The sequence below is a fragment of the Cupriavidus sp. GW823-FHT06D04 genome (assembly GCF_058795055.1).
On the sequence record NZ_JBXAHL010000017.1, the window covers coordinates 26437 to 43952 of the forward strand.

At 65.7% G+C, this 17516-nt stretch carries 16 protein-coding genes; 1 reads left to right on the plus strand and 15 read right to left on the minus strand.

Features of this window, described 5'->3' with window-relative positions; translation table 11 throughout:
• Together AC1Q7H_RS20945 and ppsA are read right to left on the minus strand one after the other, a co-directional pair.
• On the minus strand, nt 1–423 hold the full coding sequence (locus tag AC1Q7H_RS20945) for an NfeD family protein (RefSeq protein WP_013956944.1): 423 nt from the start codon (nt 421–423) through the stop codon (nt 1–3).
• A 152-nt stretch (nt 424–575) separates the two neighbouring features.
• Nucleotides 576–2960, minus strand: a complete 2385-nt coding sequence (gene ppsA / locus AC1Q7H_RS20950; protein ID WP_153956063.1) for a phosphoenolpyruvate synthase — start codon at nt 2958–2960, stop codon at nt 576–578.
• A gap of 413 nt (nt 2961–3373) precedes the next feature.
• Here ppsA and ppsR point away from each other — a divergent pair, with 413 nt between their 5' ends.
• Nucleotides 3374–4177: a posphoenolpyruvate synthetase regulatory kinase/phosphorylase PpsR gene (gene ppsR, locus AC1Q7H_RS20955; protein WP_010809585.1), complete on the plus strand. Its 804-nt coding sequence runs from the start codon at nt 3374–3376 to the stop codon at nt 4175–4177.
• A gap of 51 nt (nt 4178–4228) precedes the next feature.
• Here the strand turns inward: ppsR and AC1Q7H_RS20960 are convergent, their stop codons facing one another.
• From AC1Q7H_RS20960 to frr, 13 genes are all read right to left on the minus strand, one after another.
• Nucleotides 4229–5011 (minus strand): TrmH family RNA methyltransferase, encoded by a 783-nt coding sequence (locus AC1Q7H_RS20960; RefSeq protein WP_013956946.1) that lies wholly within the window; start codon nt 5009–5011, stop codon nt 4229–4231.
• Between the two features lie 25 nt (nt 5012–5036).
• Nucleotides 5037–5753 carry a ribonuclease HII gene (rnhB, locus tag AC1Q7H_RS20965; RefSeq protein WP_013956947.1) on the minus strand — a complete coding sequence of 239 codons (717 nt, stop codon included), beginning with the start codon at nt 5751–5753 and terminating at the stop codon, nt 5037–5039.
• Nucleotides 5753–6961, minus strand: coding sequence for a lipid-A-disaccharide synthase (gene lpxB / locus AC1Q7H_RS20970; protein WP_013956948.1), 1209 nt, complete (start codon nt 6959–6961; stop codon nt 5753–5755). The genes rnhB and lpxB overlap by 1 nt, the downstream gene beginning before the upstream one ends.
• A gap of 12 nt (nt 6962–6973) precedes the next feature.
• Nucleotides 6974–7777: an acyl-ACP--UDP-N-acetylglucosamine O-acyltransferase gene (gene lpxA, locus AC1Q7H_RS20975; protein WP_013956949.1), complete on the minus strand. Its 804-nt coding sequence runs from the start codon at nt 7775–7777 to the stop codon at nt 6974–6976.
• 132 nt (nt 7778–7909) lie between these two features.
• Nucleotides 7910–8359 (minus strand): 3-hydroxyacyl-ACP dehydratase FabZ, encoded by a 450-nt coding sequence (gene fabZ, locus AC1Q7H_RS20980; protein WP_013956950.1) that lies wholly within the window; start codon nt 8357–8359, stop codon nt 7910–7912.
• 11 nt (nt 8360–8370) lie between these two features.
• Nucleotides 8371–9462, minus strand: a complete 1092-nt coding sequence (gene lpxD / locus AC1Q7H_RS20985) for a UDP-3-O-(3-hydroxymyristoyl)glucosamine N-acyltransferase (protein ID WP_153956064.1) — start codon at nt 9460–9462, stop codon at nt 8371–8373.
• A 52-nt stretch (nt 9463–9514) separates the two neighbouring features.
• On the minus strand, nt 9515–10042 hold the full coding sequence (locus AC1Q7H_RS20990; protein ID WP_013956952.1) for an OmpH/Skp family outer membrane protein: 528 nt from the start codon (nt 10040–10042) through the stop codon (nt 9515–9517).
• 23 nt (nt 10043–10065) lie between these two features.
• On the minus strand, nt 10066–12399 hold the full coding sequence (bamA, locus tag AC1Q7H_RS20995; RefSeq protein ID WP_013956953.1) for an outer membrane protein assembly factor BamA: 2334 nt from the start codon (nt 12397–12399) through the stop codon (nt 10066–10068).
• Nucleotides 12400–12499: 100 nt separating this feature from the next.
• Entirely contained in the window at nt 12500–13903 is a 1404-nt protein-coding gene (rseP, locus tag AC1Q7H_RS21000) for an RIP metalloprotease RseP (RefSeq protein ID WP_492381685.1), read from the minus strand.
• Nucleotides 13904–14010: 107 nt separating this feature from the next.
• On the minus strand, nt 14011–15192 hold the full coding sequence (ispC, locus tag AC1Q7H_RS21005) for a 1-deoxy-D-xylulose-5-phosphate reductoisomerase (RefSeq protein WP_013956955.1): 1182 nt from the start codon (nt 15190–15192) through the stop codon (nt 14011–14013).
• An 11-nt stretch (nt 15193–15203) separates the two neighbouring features.
• On the minus strand, nt 15204–16025 hold the full coding sequence (locus AC1Q7H_RS21010) for a phosphatidate cytidylyltransferase (protein ID WP_013956956.1): 822 nt from the start codon (nt 16023–16025) through the stop codon (nt 15204–15206).
• 36 nt (nt 16026–16061) lie between these two features.
• The gene (gene uppS / locus AC1Q7H_RS21015) at nt 16062–16832 is read right to left on the minus strand and encodes an undecaprenyl pyrophosphate synthase (RefSeq protein ID WP_013956957.1); all 771 of its coding nucleotides are present in this window, start codon (nt 16830–16832) and stop codon (nt 16062–16064) included.
• 44 nt (nt 16833–16876) lie between these two features.
• Nucleotides 16877–17437 carry a ribosome recycling factor gene (gene frr / locus AC1Q7H_RS21020; RefSeq protein ID WP_013956958.1) on the minus strand — a complete coding sequence of 187 codons (561 nt, stop codon included), beginning with the start codon at nt 17435–17437 and terminating at the stop codon, nt 16877–16879.
• Between the last annotated feature and the right edge of the window lie 79 nt (nt 17438–17516).

Consider the following 17516-nt stretch of genomic DNA (forward strand, 5'->3'; position numbering starts at 1 on the left):
TCAGCGGGGAGACACGACCAGGGTGCTGCCGCGCACCGCGACGATGCGGTAGCGGCCTGGCGCGGCGGCACAATCGGGCGCCAGCTCCACGGTCCAGTCAGCGCCGCGGTACGGCACGCGGGCGCGCCCGTTGGCGTCCCAGCCGGGCACGTCGAGCTCCTCGCCGATATCGAGATTGACGTTGGGATCGGCAGCGGCGTTGCCGCGCCGCAGCTTGCCAAAGCGGGTACGGCGCAGCCCGGCGATCAGCACCGCCGCGACCAGCGCGGCCACCAGCGTCTGCGCGGCCGGCGACAACCCCAGCAGGGCTCCCACGCCGCCGGCAGCCAGCCCCACCGCCACCATCAGCAGGTAAAAGGTGCCGGTGTTCAGCTCGATGATCACCAGCGCGACCGCAGCCACGAACCAGATGTAGTACGCCATCCAAGCCCCCGTTCGTCCAGAGAGATCCCGAAAAGTAAAAACCCCGCAGCGCCTTTCAGCGTCTGCGGGGCAGTAGCAACACCTGACGCAGGGCCGGTGCCTGCCGGCTGCCAGAAGGCGCCGGCAATATGGTTATTGTGACGTCAAATGCTTCAGGAAGCCAGCTTCTGCCAGGTCTCGACCACCGAGTCCGGATTCAGCGAGATCGACTTGATGCCTTCCTTGGCCAGCCACTCGGCAAAGTCCGGATGGTCCGAAGGACCCTGGCCGCAGATGCCGACATACTTGTTCAGGCGGATGCACGCCTCGATGGCGCGCGACAGCATGAACCGCACTGCCGGATCGCGTTCGTCGAAGTCCTTGGCCAGCAGTTCCATGCCCGAATCGCGGTCCAGGCCCAGCGTCAGCTGCGTCAGGTCGTTCGAACCGATCGAGAAGCCGTCGAAGTACTGAAGGAACTCTTCGGCCAGGATCGCGTTGGACGGCACTTCACACATCATGATGATGCGCAGGCCGTTCTCGCCGCGCTTCAGGCCGTGCTTGGCCAGCAGCTCGATGACCTTGGCAGCCTGGCCCAGCGTACGCACGAACGGCACCATGATCTCGACGTTGGTCAGGCCCATTTCGTCGCGCACGCGCTTCATGGCCTTGCATTCCATCTCGAACGCTTCGGCGAAGTCGTCGGCGATGTAGCGCGAGGCGCCGCGGAAGCCCAGCATCGGGTTTTCTTCGTCCGGCTCATAGCGCGAACCGCCGATCAGCTTCTTGTACTCGTTGGACTTGAAGTCCGACAGGCGCACGATCACGGGCTTCGGGTAGAAGGCCGCGCCGATGGTGGCGATGCCCTCGGCCAGCTTGTCGACGTAGAACGCGCGCGGGCTGGCATGGCCGCGGGCCACGCTTTCCACGGCCTTCTTCAGGTCGGCATCGACTTGCGGGTAGTCAAGGATGGCCTTCGGGTGGACACCGATGTTGTTGTTGATGATGAATTCCAGGCGGGCCAGGCCGACGCCGCAGTTCGGGATCTGCGCGAAGTCGAACGCCAGCTGCGGGTTGCCCACGTTCATCATCAGCTTGACATCGATTTCCGGCATGTCGCCACGCTGGACTTCGGTCACTTCGGTTTCCAGCAGGCCGTCGTAGATGCGGCCTTCGTCGCCTTCGGCGCACGACACCGTCACCAGCGTGCCGTCCTTCAGCACGTCGGTGGCGTCGCCGCAGCCGACCACGGCCGGCACGCCCAGTTCACGCGCGATGATGGCCGCGTGGCAGGTACGGCCGCCACGGTTGGTGACGATGGCCGAGGCACGCTTCATCACCGGCTCCCAGTTCGGGTCGGTCATGTCGGCCACCAGCACGTCGCCGGGCTGCACGCGCTCCATCTCGGACGGGTCGTTGATCACGCGCACCGGGCCGGTGCCGATCTTCTGGCCGATGGCGCGGCCGCTGGTCAGCACCGGCGCGGTGCCCTTGAGCTTGAAGCGCAGCTCGGCCTTGCCGGCGGACTGGCTCTTCACCGTTTCCGGGCGCGCCTGCAGGATGTAGATCTTGCCGTCCTTGCCGTCCTTGCCCCACTCGATGTCCATCGGACGGCCATAGTGCTTCTCGATGATCATCGCGTACCTGGCCAGCTCGGTCACGTCGTCGTCGGTGATCGAGTAGCGGTTGCGCAGTTCGGTGGGCACGTCGACGGTCTTGACGCGGCCGGCTTCGCCCGGCTTGGTGAATTCCATCTTGATCAGCTTGGAGCCGATCGAGCGGCGGATGATCGGGTACTTGCCGGCCTGCAGCGTCGGCTTGAAGACGTAGAACTCGTCCGGGTTGACCGCGCCCTGCACCACGGTTTCGCCCAGGCCGTAGCTGGAGGTGATGAAGACCACGTCGGGGAAGCCGGATTCGGTGTCGATGGTGAACATCACGCCCGAAGAAGCCAGGTCCGAACGCACCATGCGCTGGATGCCGGCCGACAGCGCCACCACATCATGGGCAAAGCCCTTGTGCACGCGGTAGGAAATGGCACGGTCGTTGTACAGCGAGGCGAACACGTGCTTGATCTTGTCGAGCACGTCGTCGATGCCGCTGACGTTCAGGTAGGACTCTTGCTGGCCGGCGAACGAGGCGTCGGGCAGGTCTTCGGCGGTGGCCGACGAACGCACGGCGAACGAGGCCTCGGCGCCTTCGCGCTCGGCCACGCGGGCGTAGGATTCACGGATTTCCTGCTCCAGGCGCGGCTGGAACGGCGCGGAGGCGACCCACTCGCGGATCTCGGCACCGGCCTCGGCCAGAGCCTTGACGTCGTCGACGTTCAGAGTCTTCAGGCGCTGGGAAATGCGCTCGGTCAGGTTGTTGTGGGCAAGGAAGTCGCGGAAGGCGAGCGCGGTGGTGGCAAAGCCGCCGGGAACCCGGACGCCGGCTTCCGCCAGCTGGGAGATCATCTCGCCCAGCGACGAATTCTTGCCGCCGACGATTTCCACGTCAGCCATGCGCAACTGCTCGAACGGCAGCACATAGGCGCCGTTATCTGCCTGGTTAGTCATGAGAGCCTCAAAACAAAGTAGAAAACTTGTTGCGCATGGCCGGTATGTTGTTGATGTTCTGTTCCCGGACCAATGATCGCTTGGCTAAGCAACCCCGAACTGGCGCTGCGGACCTGGCGCTACGGCTCTCATCGCGTAGCGCACATTGTCGACAATTCCGAGGCTGTTTGTTGCACGCGCGTGCACCCCGCAGAATTGCTTAGCGAAAAGATCGCCGCTATTCTACCGTGCTGCGCCGCACTTTTCTGCGGAAGATTGAATCTATTTATTAACGCGCCATCCCCATGTGCGCCATCCCCATGTCCCTGCCAGAAGCGCCCGGAACGGCGACACCCGGGTCCCAGCCTGGAACGCAGCCTGAATCCCCCTCCGCTCACGCACCCCAGGCCAGCGAACGCCCTGCGGTCCGCACCGTGTTCATCGTCTCGGATGGCACCGGCATCACGGCGGAGACGTTCAGTCACTCGATCCTGGCCCAGTTCGAGATGCGCTTCCGCAAGGTGCGCATGCCCTTCGTCGATACCCCCGAAAAGGCACATATCGCCGTCGGCAAGATCAATGAGGCATTCCACAACGAAGGCGTGCCGCCCATTGTCTTCACCACGCTGGTCAACCAGGAAGCGAATAAGGCACTGCGCCGCGCCAAGGCGATGATCCTGGACATGTTCCAGACTTTCATTGAGCCGCTTGAGAAGGAACTGGGCCTGAAGTCCACCCATGCCATCGGCCGCTTCCACCAGAATGCGGACACCGAGGCCTACAAGAACCGGATCGAGGCGATCAACTTCTCGCTGGCGCATGATGACGGCCAGTCACACAAGAACCTGGAAGAAGCCGATGTGATCCTGGTGGGCGTGTCGCGCAGCGGCAAGACCCCGACCAGCCTCTACCTGGCCATGCAATACGGGCTGAAGGCAGCCAATTACCCGCTGATTCCCGACGATTTCGAGCGCGGCCGGCTGCCGTCGGCGTTGTACGCGTTCAAGCCGAAGATCTTCGGCTTGTCGATCGATCCGCAGCGCCTGACCGAGATCCGCAACGAGCGCCGCCCCGGCAGCAAGTATGCAGCGCTGGAAAACTGCCGCTATGAGGTCAACGAGGCCGAGGCGATGATGCGGCGCGAAGGCATCAAATGGCTCTCTTCCACGCACAAATCGATTGAAGAGATCGCGACCACGATCCTGCAGGAGATCAAGGTCGATCGCGACAACTACTAAAGCAAAAAGCGGCCGTTCAGGCCGCTTTCTTCTTGCGCTGCCGGCGCAGCCTCAGGCGGCACGCCGCTGGCGCACTGCCTCGAACAGGCAGATCGCGGTCGCCGCCGCCACATTCAGCGATTCCAGCCCGCCCGGTTGCGGGATGCCCACCTTGCGCGTGACGTGAGCCATCCAGCCGTCGCTGACCCCTGCCCCCTCATTGCCGACCACCCAGGCCACCGGCCCGCGCAGATCGGTGTCGAATACCGCGGCATCGGCATGCGACGAAGTCGCCAGCAGCGGCACCGCAAGGCGTGGCGCCAGCGACTCAAGCGTGCAGTGCTCGACGATATTCAGGTGAAAGTTGGCACCCATGCCGGCACGCAGCGTCTTGACCGACCAGGCAAAGGCACAGCCGGTGGCAAGGAAGGCATGCTGGATGCCGGCGGCAGCGGCGCTGCGCAGGATCGACCCGACATTGCCGGCATCCTGCACCCCGTCCAGGATGATGCAGTCTTGTTCGATGCGCGCCGGCAGGTGGCCGACCGGCGTCTCGATCACCAGCATCAGGTCGATGCCATTGACCACGCCGCTGATCTGCGTGAACAGTGCATCGGCCAGCACAACCACGCGCTCGGCCTCGATCAGCGCCAGCACTGGCGCCACCTCGGCGTGGTCATAGTGGCGCTCTGACACCAAGCAGGTGACGGGCTGGCCGCGTGCGGCGACGTAGGCTTGCGCCAGGTGCACGCCGTCGAGCAGCGACTGCCCGGCCTTGCGGCGCTGGTGCGTGGAAGTGGCCAAGGCCTTCAAATGCTTGAACAGCGCGTTGTCGCGCGAGGTGACGTGCTTCACGATGCGGGGATGAGGTAGGTGCGCTTCACTGCACGACCGTGACCGAAACCGAGGCGGTGACCTCAGTCACTTCGGCCACTGCGGTCATGCCGGTGAACATGGGCCGCTGTTCCAGCGCCTCGCGCACGGGCGCAAACGAACGGCGGTGGTGCGGCGTGGCGCCGAACTCAGCCAGCGCGGCCAGGTGCTGCGGCGTGCCATAGCCGACGTGCGAATCGAAGCCGTATTGCGGATAGCGCTCGTGCAGCAACATCAGTTCGCGGTCGCGCGCCACCTTGGCCAGGATCGACGCGGCCGAGATCGCCCTGACCAGCGCATCGCCCTTGACGATGGCTTCCACCGGGAACGGCACCCGCGGGCAGCGGTTGCCGTCGACCTGGACCAGGTCCGGCACGATGCCGCTGGCGGCCAGTCCCTGCACGGCGCGCTGCATTGCCAGCATGCTGGCGTGCAGGATGTTGAGTGTGTCGATCTCCTCGACCGTGGCGAAGGCGATATGCCAGCCGAGCGCGCGTTCGCAGATCTTGTCGTAGAGTTGTTCGCGCTTGGCGGCGGTCAGGATCTTGGAGTCAGCCAGGCCGCGGATCGGACGCTTCGGATCCAGCACCACGGCGGCGGCATAGACCGGCCCGGCCAGCGGTCCCCTGCCCGCTTCATCGACGCCGCACAGGCGCTGCACGGCGGCAGCGGCCGGGGCAAGATCCAGCCCCATCTGCGGCGATTCAGCATCGCGGCGCGCCATCAGACGGTCCCCCGGCTGTGCATCAGGTCCACCACCACATCGGCGGCCAGTTGCGCGGTATTGCACTTGAGCGTCTCGTGCATGCGGGTGAAATGCTCGTAGAGGAAGGCGGTGTTGCCCTCGTCGTTGAGCTGCAGCAGCGTTTCGCGGGCCAGCGCCTCGGGCGTGGCATCGTCCTGCAGCAGTTCCGGCACGACGAAGCGCCCTGAAAGGATATTAGGCAATCCCACGTACGGCAGGTAACCCTGCCGCTTCATGATCTGCGCGGTCAGCCAGGGCACCTTGTACGAGATCACCATGGGCTTCTTGTACAGCGCCGCTTCCAGCGTGGCGGTGCCGCTGGCCAGCAGCACCACGTCGGCAGCTTCCATCGCCTGGTGCGACTTGCCGTCGACGATGGTCAGGCGCAGTTCGGGATACTGCGCGTGCAGCGCTTCGATAATGGCGCGCAGCGGCGCGCTCGCCGCCGGCAGCACGAACGCCAGGTTCGGGTCCATGCGCTGCATTTGCGCCATCGCCGCAAAGAAGGTGGCGCCAAGGTTGCGCACCTCGGACTGGCGGCTGCCCGGCAGCACCGCCACCACCCGGTGCCCGGCGGGCAGGCCGAGCTCGGCGCGCGCCCCGGCGACGTCAGGCACCATCGGGATCACATCGGCCAGCGGATGGCCCACGTAGGTGGCGGGAATGCCGGCCTTGGCGTAGATCTCGGGCTCGAACGGGAACAGGCACAGGATGTGGTCCACCGCGCGCGCGATGGTGCGGATGCGCCCGCCGCGCCAGGCCCAGATCGACGGGCTGACAAAATGCACCACAGGGATGCCGGCACGGCGCAGCGGCACTTCCAGGCCGAAATTGAAGTCCGGGGCGTCAACCCCGATAAAGCACTGCGGCGGATTGGCCAGCAGCCAGTCGCGCACCGCGCGCCGCGTGGCCAGGATCTCGCGCAGCGAGCCCAGGACCTCGACATAGCCGTTGACCGACAATGTTTCCATCGGCCAGCGCGAGGTGAAGCCCTGCGCCATCATGCGCTTGCCGCCGATGCCGGCGTACTCGACCGTATCGCCCAGGCGGGACTGCAGCCCGCCCATCATCAACGATGCCAGCAGGTCGCCTGAGGCCTCGCCGGCCACCATGGCGATGGTGCCGCGCTGGTCCGCGGCGCTACCGTTGCCCGTGGGCAAGCCACCCCGAATTGCGGCGTCGACCATTGCGGTCCGGCCTCAGCGTACGATGCCGCGCTGGGTGGCGGCAAGGAAGTCGACAAACGCCTGCAGCGGCGCCGCAGTGCCTGCATCAGCCTGGCCCAGCAAGGCCACGATCTCGTTGCGCGCCTCGTCGAAGCTGAGGTCGGACTTGTAAAGCAGCTTGTAGGCCTGGCGCAGCGCGGCGATCTGGCCGGCGTCGAAGCCGCGGCGGCGCAGCCCCTCGACGTTGACACCGTGCGGCGTGGCCTTGTTGCCGCTCTTGTCACTGGCGGCGATCACGAACGGCGGCACGTCCTGCACCAGCGCCGAGGCGCCACCCAGCATCGCATGGGCGCCGATGCGCACGTACTGGTGTACGCCGCTCATGCCGCCCAGGATCGCCCAGTCGCCCACTTCAACGTGGCCGGCAATCTGCGCGTTGCTGGAAAACACCGTGTGGTTGCCGACCGTGCAGTCATGCGCGATATGCACGTAGGCCATGATCCAGTTGTCGTTGCCGAGACTGGTCAAGCCGCGGTCCTGCACCGTGCCGGTGTGGATCGTGGTGAATTCGCGGATGGTGTTGCGGTCGCCGATCTCGAGCCGGGTCGGCTCGTTGCGGTACTTCATGTCCTGCGGCACGCCGCCGACCGATGCGTAAGGGCCGATCGTGTTGCCCTCGCCGATCGTGGTGTAACCCTCGACCGTCGTATGCGAGCCGATCCGGGTGCCGCTGCCGATCCGCACATTGGCGCCAACGATGGAGAACGGGCCGACGGTCACGTCGGATGCCAGCTCTGCCTTCGGGTCAACCAGTGCGGTGGGATGGATTTGCGTCATACGTCTGTCCTCTGGTGTGTCTGGTGAAGGATGGGCCCATGCACGGGGCAAAGGTTCCCGTCCGGGCCGCTCGCACCCGTCAATCGGGGCGCGGCGGACGGCCTGCGGCGGTGCCGCGGGCCGTGCTCGGCCTCACTCGGCCTGCTTCACGGTGCACATCAGCTCGGCCTCGCAGGCCACCTTGTCGTCCACCGTGGCGAACGCCTTGAACTTCCAGATGCCGCGGATATAGCGTTCGACTGTCACGTTCATGTGCAACTGGTCGCCCGGGTACACCACCTGCTTGAAGCGGGCCCCGTCGATGCCGACAAAGTAGTACAGCGCGTCTTCCTTGCGCTCCATGTCGGCGCCGAAGGTCAGCAGGCCGGCCGACTGCGCCAGCGCTTCCAGGATCATCACGCCAGGCATCACCGGATGGCCCGGGAAATGGCCCTGGAAGAACGGCTCGTTCATGGTGACGTTCTTCAGCGTCTTGATGCGCTTCTGCGGATCGAACTCCAGCACGCGGTCGACCAGCAGCATCGGATATCGATGCGGCAGCAGCTTGAGGATCTTGCGAATGTCGATGTCGGCTGCGGTCATGATGATTTCTCTTAGTCTTGTGAGGGTTGGGACCCGGCGGCCTGGCCGCGCAGGCGGCGTTCCAGCGCCACCACCCGTTCGCGCAGCCTGGTCAGGCCGCGCACGATGGCTGCATTGCGTTCCCACTCGCCGTGCGGCAGGAACGGGAAGACGCTGGTGAAATGCCCCCCGGGCTTGGTAATGGATTTGGTGATCGAGGTGCCGCCCGACACCGTGGTGCGGTCGGCAATATTCAGGTGGCCGGAAAAATTGGCGGCCCCGCCGATCACGCAGAAGCGCCCGATGCGCGTGCTGCCCGATACCGCGGCGCAGCCTGCGATCACCGTATGGGCCCCGACACGCACGTTATGCGCGATCTGGACCTGGTTGTCGATCTTGCAGCCGTCCTCGATCACGGTGTCGGCCATGGCGCCGCGGTCGATTGCCGTATTGGCGCCGACCTCCACGTCATTGCCCAGCACCGCGCGTCCCGTTTGCGGGATCTTTACGTATTCCACGCCGGTTGCGCTGATGTCCGGCGCGAAGCCAAAGCCGTCCGCGCCGATCACCACGCCGCTGTGCAGGATTGCGCGGGCGCCGACCACGCAATGGTGGTAGACCGAAACATTGGCATAGAGCAGCGAATCGTCGCCGATCTCTACCTGCGCGCCGACATAGCCGTTGGCCAGGATGCGCACCCGCTCGCCCAGGCGCGCGCCGCGCTCGATGACCACGTTGGGGCCGATGTAGCACGAAGCCGGCACCACCGCGTCGGGCGCCACGGTCGCGCGCGGATCGATGCCGGTGCGGGTATCGGTGTTGGCGGCGCGGTCGAAACGCTGCGCCACGCGGGCAAAGCATACGTAGGGATTGCGCGCCACCAGCCAGTTGCGGCCGTCCGCCCTGCCCTCGGCGCGAACGCGCTCGAGGTCGGCTGCCGAGACAATCACGGCGCCGGCCTGCGAATCCAGCGCCTGCTGCAGGTAGAGCGGATTGGACAGGAACGAGAGCTCGCCCGGTCCGGCCTGGTCCAGGGGAGCCAGGCCGACGATCGCCAGGTCGGGGTCACCCACAACCTGCGCGCCGTTCTCGGTGGCGAGCTGACCCAGTGTGGGTGTCTGCATGGCGGTACTTCCTAAAAAACGAAAGACGAAAGAACGTGAGAACCGGTGCGCCTTAGCGGGCGCCGGCGTTCAGCGCCTTCATCACGTCGTCGGTGATGTCGATGCGCGGGTTCACGTACACCGCTTCCTGCACGATCAGGTCGTACTTGCGCTGCTCGGCCAGCTGGCGGATCACGCGGTTGGCGCGCTCCAGCACCTGTGCCAGTTCTTCATTGCGGCGCTGGTTCAGGTCCTCGCGGAACTCGCGCTGCTTGCGCTGGAACTCGCGGTCCATGTCAGCCACTTCGCGCTGGCGGCGCTGGCGGTCGGAGTCGGCCAGCACGGCCGTGTCCTTGTCGAGCTTGTCGGCCATGCCCTTGATCTTCTGGGCCATGTCCTGCAGCTCGCGGTCGCGCTTGGAGAATTCCTGCTCCAGCTTGACCTGCGCAGCCTTGGCCGGCTGGGAGTCGCGCAGGATGCGTTCGGAGTTCACGGCGGCAATGCGCGCCTCCTGGGCCGAGGCCGGCACCGCGGCGCAGATGGCAGCCGTGGCGAGCGCGGCGGCGCCCAGGGATTTGACCAGTTTGGATGTTGTAATCATTTGAAACAGATCCTTTATCAGAATCAGAATGCCGTGCCGATCTGGAACTGGAAGCGCTGGACCTTGTCATTGGTGTCGCGCTTGAGCGGGAAGCCCATGCTGATCTTCAGCGGGCCAATCGGCGACAACCACGACATGCCAAAGCCGGTCGAGTACTTCAGCTCGCTGAAGCTCAGCGGCTGGCCTTCCTGGTAGACATTACCGAAGTCAAAGAACGTGAACAGGCGCAGCGTGCGGTCCACGCCCGAGCCCGGCAGTGGGAAGATGAACTCGACGTTGCCGATCATCTTCGAGGCACCGCCCACCGGGTTGCCGTTCTGGTCCTTCGGGCCCAGCGTGCTGGTCTGGTAGCCGCGCACCGAGCCGATACCACCAGCGTAGAAGTACTTGAACACCGGGAAAGGGGTGTTGCCATAGCCGTGGCCATAAGCGACTTCGCCGTTCAGTGCCAGCGTGAAGGACTTCGAGATCGGATAGAAGTACTGCTGCTGCACGCTGGCGCGGTAGTACTGCGTATCGCCGCCCGGCAGGCCGACTTCCAGGTTGGCCTGGGTGTACGGGCCCTTGGTTGGCACCAGCGCGCTGTCGCGGCGGTCACGTGCCCAGCCGATGGTGAACGGGAAGTTGTTGATGCCGTCGCCGCTCTGCTTGCCGATCTTGTTCAGCCAGTCGGTGTACTGGGTCGGCGTGTTGACCGACGTATACACCTGGGTCCGTTCGTAGCCGATGCCGAAGAACACCGTATCGACTTCCGAGAACGGCACGCCGAACTTGAAGCCGCCGCCAGCGGACACGATCTTGTAGTCCTGGTCACCGGTGTAGTACAGCGGGCGCGAAGTACGGTAGTAGATGTCGGTCGAGCGGCTGATGCCGTCCACCGTGAAATACGGGTCGTACTGCGTCAGCGCGATGGTCCGGAACGACTTGGCGGTGTTCACGTCCAGGCCCAGGCTGGTGCCGGAGCCGAACACGTTGTCCTGGCGCAGGCCGGCCTGCAGCACCAGCTTGTCGGTGGACGAGAAGCCCACGCCCAGGCTGATCTGGCCGGTCGGCTTTTCAGTCACGTTGACGTTCACATCGACCTGGTCGGGCGCGCCCGGCACGTCTTCGGTGGTGATGTTGGTGTCGGTAAAGTAGCCGGTACGGTTGATACGGGCTTGCGACTGCGTGAGCTTCTCGCTGTCGAACCACGAGCTTTCCATCTGGCGCATCTCGCGGCGCACCACTTCGTCGCGGGTCTTGCTGTTGCCCACCACGTTGACGCGGCGCACGTAGACGCGGCGGCCCGGGTCGACCATCAGGGTCAGCGCGACTTCACGCTTTTCCTTGTCGATCTGCGGCTGCGGGTTGATGGTGGTGAACGCGTAGCCGTACGTGCCCAGCAGGTCGGTGATGGCCTTGGTGCTCTGCGTCAGCTTCTCGGACGAGAAAATATCGCCCTTCTTCAGCTGCAGCAGTTTTTCCATTTCCTCCTGCTTGCCGAGCAGCTCGCCCGCCAGGCGCACGTCGGACACCTTGTACTGGTCGCCTTCCTTGATGTTCAGCGTCAGGAAGATGTCCTTCTTGTCCGGCGTGATCGACACCTGGGTCGATTCGATCGCGAACTCCAGGTAGCCGCGGTTCAGGTAGAACGAGCGCAGCGCTTCCAGGTCGGCGGTCAGCTTCTGCTTGGAATACAGGTCGTTCTTGGTGTACCAGGACAGCCAGTTCGGCGTGGACAGCTGCATCTCGTCGCGCAGCGCGCCTTCCTTGAAAGCCTTGTTGCCGACGATATTGATCTGGCGGATCTTGGCGACCGGGCCCTCTTCGACGTTGAACACGACCGAGACGCGGTTGCGGTCCACCGGCGTGATCGTGGTCTGCACGTCGGCCGCATAGTAACCGCGCGCGACGTACTGGCGCTTGAGCTCCTGCTCGGCCTTGTCGATCAGTGCCTTGTCGTAGTAACGGGCTTCGGCTACGCCAACGGCACGCAGCGAACGGCGCATCGTGTCCTTGTCGAATTCCTTGATGCCGACGAATTCGAGCTGCGAGATCGCCGGCCGCTCTTCGACCTGGACCACCAGCACGCCTTCCTCGGCGCGGATCTGCACGTCCTTGAAGAAGCCGGTATTGTAGAGGGCACGGATGGCGTCGGCGCCCTTGTCGTCGGTGAAGGTTTCACCGACGCGCACCGGCAGGTAGCCGAAAACGGTACCCGGCTCGACGCGTTGCAGGCCCTCAACGCGGATGTCCTTGACGACGAACGGATCGGCAGCCCAGCCCGCCGGGCTCCAGGCTGCAATAACGGCACTCGCCAGCAAGCCCAGCGAAATGCGCTTATGTCTGATCAATGTTGATCCCCTCTTTGATTCCATCCAGGATTGCGCTCCGATGCCTTATTGGACTGCGCCTGGCAAATGGCGTCCCTGGCGACGGTGCCCGACGACACCACCGCCCCCTTGCCGACACACGTTTCTAGCCGTTCGCCAGAAACATTCGGCTGACGTCATTGAACAAAGCGAGCGAAGTCAGGAGCAAGATGCAGGCGATGCCAACCTTCTGCAGCATTGCCTGCCAGTGGTCTGGGACGGGCCGGCCAGTCAAAAATTCCACGCAATAATACAGCAAATGCCCCCCATCCAGAACCGGAATGGGTAACAAATTGAGTACTCCAAGGCTTACGCTGACCAATGCCAGGAAGCTGACAAAGGCCTGCAGGCCAAGGTTTGCGGCACGCCCCGCGTAGTCCGCCACGGTCAGCGGACCGCTCAGGTTCTGCAGCGAAGCCTGCCCCACTAGCATCTTGCCCAGCAGCTTGAGCGAGAGCGCGCTGGTGTCCCAGACCTGGCCGGCCGCGCGCGCCAGTGCCTGGTCCGGCCGGTAGCGCACGGTTTCCATCTGCACGGCCTGGCTGAGCGCCGCGCCGAGCTTGCCCGCCGGCGCCGGGGTGGCGCCGCTCGCGTCCTTGGCGCCATCACGCGCCACGGCGGTGTCGAGCGTCACCGGCACGTCCAGGCGCTTGCCGTCGCGCTCGATGCCCAGTGTCACGGTCTGGCCGGGCTGGCTGCGCACCGCCTTGATCAGCGCGCTGGCCTGCGTGAGCGGGCTGCCCTGCCAGGCAACGATGCGGTCGCCCTGTTTCAGTCCGGCGCGCTCGGCGGCCGAGTCCGGCAGCACCTCGGTAATCGTCACCGGCCCGCCTTTCAGGTTCAGGCCTAGCGTGGCCAGCGGATCCTGTTCGGGATTGCCGCCGGTATTGGGCAGGCGCGGCAGCGTGACGTCGCGCTCTGTCCCGTCGGCGCCCCGTACGCGCAGCACGGCGCGCGTATCGCCAAAGCCCTCGGCGAATACGGCCATGCGCAGGTCATTCCAGGAGCGCACCGCTTCGGTATGGCCATTGGCGGTCAGCGACAGCACCCGGTCGCCTTCGCGCATGCCGGCCTGCGCCGCCATGGTGCCGGCCGCGGGCGCGGCCACCACCGGCACGGGTTCGCGCATGCCGCCGGCAAAGAGCGCAAAATACAGCACGATTGCCAGCGCAAAATTGGCCAGCGGGCCGGCCGCCACGATCACGAAGCGCTTGCCGACCGGCTGGCGGTTGAAAGCCCGCGGCAGGTCGGCCGGGTCGATCGGCGTATCGTGCTCGGGGTCGACCTCGCGCTCGTCCAGCATCTTGACGTAGCCGCCCAGCGGGATCGCCGCCACCGTCCATTCAGTCCGGTCGCGGCTCTTCGAAATCCAGCGCACCAAGGGCCGCCCGAAGCCGATCGAGAAACGCAGCACCTTCACGCCGCAGGCGCGCGCGGCGAGGTAGTGCCCCATTTCGTGCACATAGATGAGCACGCACAAGGCAACGATGAAAGCGAGTACGGTTTGCATGGAGTCGGGACGTCGGTAACGATGGCTGGACGGGCGCGCCGGCCCCCGGGGGACCCGGGGCCGCCGCAGCCGCTATTGTCGCAGATGCGGCAAGCCGCCCCGCCGCATCAGCGGTTCGCAGCCAGGGCGGCCACGCTGGCGCGTGCCGCCTCGCGCGCCAGCGCGTCGGCTGACAGCACCGCTTCGAGCGTATCGGCAGGCCCTTGAGGTGCCGCCTCCAGCACCTGCCGGACGATGCCGGCAATGTCCGTGAAGCGCACTTTGCCGCCCAGGAATGCCTCGACCGCCACCTCGTTGGCCGCATTGAGTGCCGCTGGCGCCACCCCGCCAGCGCGCAGTGCATCGAAAGCCAGGCCCAGGCACGGGAAGCGCACCAGGTCCGGCTTCTCGAAGTGCAAGCCTCCGGCCACCGTCAGGTCGAGCGGCGTCACGCCCGCGTCGATCCGTTCCGGATATGCCAGGCCATAGGCGATCGGCGTGCGCATGTCCGGGTTGCCCAGCTGCGCCAGCACCGAGCCATCGGTGTAGGCCACCATCGAATGCACGATGCTCTGCGGATGGATCAGTACCTCGATGCGCTCGGCGGGGGCACCGAACAGCCAGTGCGCCTCGATGACCTCGAGGCCCTTGTTCATCATGGTGGCGGAGTCGACCGAGATCTTGCGGCCCATGACCCAGTTGGGATGGGCGCAGGCCTGGTCGGGGGAAATATCGTGCAGCGTGGCCGGGTCGCGCGTGCGGAACGGCCCGCCCGACGCGGTCAGCAGCACCTTGGCGACGCCCCGGCCGTAGCGCGGATCGTCGGCCGGCAGGCACTGGAAGATGGCGTTGTGCTCGCTGTCGATCGGCAGCAGCGTGGCGCCGTGCTCGCGCACCGCATCCATGAAGATGCGGCCCGACATCACCAGCGCTTCCTTGTTGGCCAGCAGCACGCGCTTGCCGGCACGTGCTGCCGCCAGCGTCGGGCGCAGGCCGGCGGCGCCGACGATGGCGGCCATCACCGCATCGGTCTGCGCATCGGCGGCCACGGATTCCAGCGCGGCTTCGCCGTGGCTGACCTCGGTCTTCACGCCGGCCTCGCGCAGCAGCGTTTCCAGTTCGCGCGCTGCCTCTGCGGTCCCCACCACGGCGCGGGCCGGGCGGAATTCAATGCACTGCTCAGCCAGCTTGCGCACCTGCCGGTGGGCGGTCAGCGCATGCACCGCATAGCGGTCGGCATGGCGCCTGATGACGTCGAGCGTGCTTTCGCCAATGGAGCCGGTGGCGCCCAGGATGGTAATGCGATGCATAGCAGACGGCTTCAGAGAAAAATCAGCATCAGGGCCGCCAGCGGGAACACTGGCAGCAAGGCGTCGATCCGGTCCAGCACGCCACCATGTCCGGGCAGCAGCCGGCTGCTGTCCTTCTTGCCAACCTGGCGCTTGAGCAGCGATTCGAACAGATCGCCGACCACGCTCGCCGCGACCAGCAGCGTGGTCAGCACCGCCACATAGGCCAGGCCGCCACGATCTCCCATCGCGGAGAACCACGTCGGTGCAAAGGCATGGGTGGCGGCGAGCGCCAGGCCGATCACCAGCGCCAGCAGCCAGCCGCCGATGGCGCCCTCCCAGGACTTGCCCGGGCTGATGCCAGGCGCCAGCTTGCGCCGGCCGATGGCCTTGCCGGTGAAATACGCGCCGATATCGGCCGCCCACACCAGCACGGCCGCGGTCAGCAGCACGCCGATGCCGGCGCCGCGCAGGATCATGGTGGCATGGGCGAACGCGGGCAGCATCACCAGCCCCAGCACCGCGCCCAGGGCGGTAAACGACGGCGTCGCGGTGCGCACGCCGCGCGCCAGCAGCACCACCGCGACGCCCCAGCAGACCACCGCGGCTTCAAGCAGCCAGGTGATGGCGTGGCGCAGCGGCAGGTCATGCCAGGCAATGGCCGCGATCAGGCACGCCAGCGCATAGACATAGGGCCACGGCCCGCGCAGCCCGATCAGGCGGCCGAATTCCCAGCCGGCCAGCAGCACGATCACGGCCACCAGCCCGGCCAGTGCCGCGGGCGGCGCCAGGAACAGGATTGGCAGGATCAGCAGCAACAGGCACAGGGCGGTGATGACGCGGGTGAGGAGCATGCGCTGCAGTCCCGTGAGAGGTTGGAGTTGCCAGGGTCAGGCGGTACCCGATAGTCCCGGGGCGACCAGCTGTGCGCTGGTGCGGCCGAAACGGCGTTCGCGCTGGCGGTACGAGGCGAAGGCCTTGTCCAGTTCCGCGGCGTCGAAATCCGGCCAGAAAACGTCGGTGAAATACAGCTCGGAATACGCCAACTGCCACAGCAGGAAATTGCTGATGCGCTGTTCGCCGCCGGTGCGGATGAAGAGATCCGGCTCCGGCGCATAGGCCATCGCCAGGTGCGGCGCCAGCACCGATTCGTCGATCGAGGCCGGGTCGAGCATGGGCGAGCGCGCCAGCATCTTGCGCATGGCCTGCAGCAGGTCCCAGCGGCCGCCGTAGTTGGCGGCGATGGTCACGGTCAGGCCGGTGTTGCCGGCCGTGCGCGCCTCGGCATCGCGGATCATCTGCTGGATGCGGGGGCTGAAGCGGTCCAGGTCGCCCACCACCCGCAACCGGATGTTGTTGGCGTGCATCTTCACCACTTCGCGCCGCAGGGCCATCATGAACAGCCGCATCAGGAACGAGACCTCATCCGCCGGGCGCCGCCAGTTCTCAGAACTGAAGGCGAACAGCGTCAGGAACTGCACGCCGCGGGCGGCGCTGGCTTCCACCACCGCACGCACCGCGTCCAGCCCCCGGGTATGCCCGGCAACGCGTGGCAGGTGCCGCTGGGTCGCCCAGCGGCCGTTGCCGTCCATGATGATGGCAACGTGGCGGGGGACGTAGGAGGTATCGGGTACGTCGAGCGTTGAACTGATGTGCTGCATGATGGCAGACTGTCGTTGACTGCCCCGGCCATGCCGGGACGGGGTCAGACCGTCATGATCTCCTTCTCTTTCTCGGCGACCATCTTGTCGATCTCGGCCACGTACTTGTCGGTCAGCTTCTGCACTTCGTCCTGGCCGCGGCGCTCGTCGTCCTCGGAAATGGTCTTGTCCTTGACCAGCTTCTTGAACTGCTCGTTGGCATCGCGGCGCAGGTTGCGCACGGCAATCTTGGCGCCCTCGGCCTCGCTCTTGACGACCTTGGTCAGCTCCTTGCGGCGCTCTTCGGTCAGTGCGGGCATCGGCACGCGGATCACTTCACCCATGGTGGCCGGGTTCAGGCCCAGGTCGCAGTCGCGGATGGCCTTCTCGACCGCGCCCACCATCTTCTTTTCCCAGGGCTGCACCGTGATGGTACGCGCATCGGCCAGGCCGATTGCCGCGACCTGGCTGATGGGAACCATCGAGCCGTAGTAGTCCACCTGAACATGGTCGAGCAGGCCGGTGTGGGCACGGCCGGTGCGGATCTTCGCCAGATCGGCCTTGAAGGCTTCGATCGACTTCTGCATTTTTTGCTCGACGCTCTTCTTTGTGTCGGCGACGCTCATTTTTACCTCCGGAAATCAGCCAACCATGATCCCCCTGGCGGGGATCGAAAATGAATCATTCTACTCTTTGCCCGGCCGG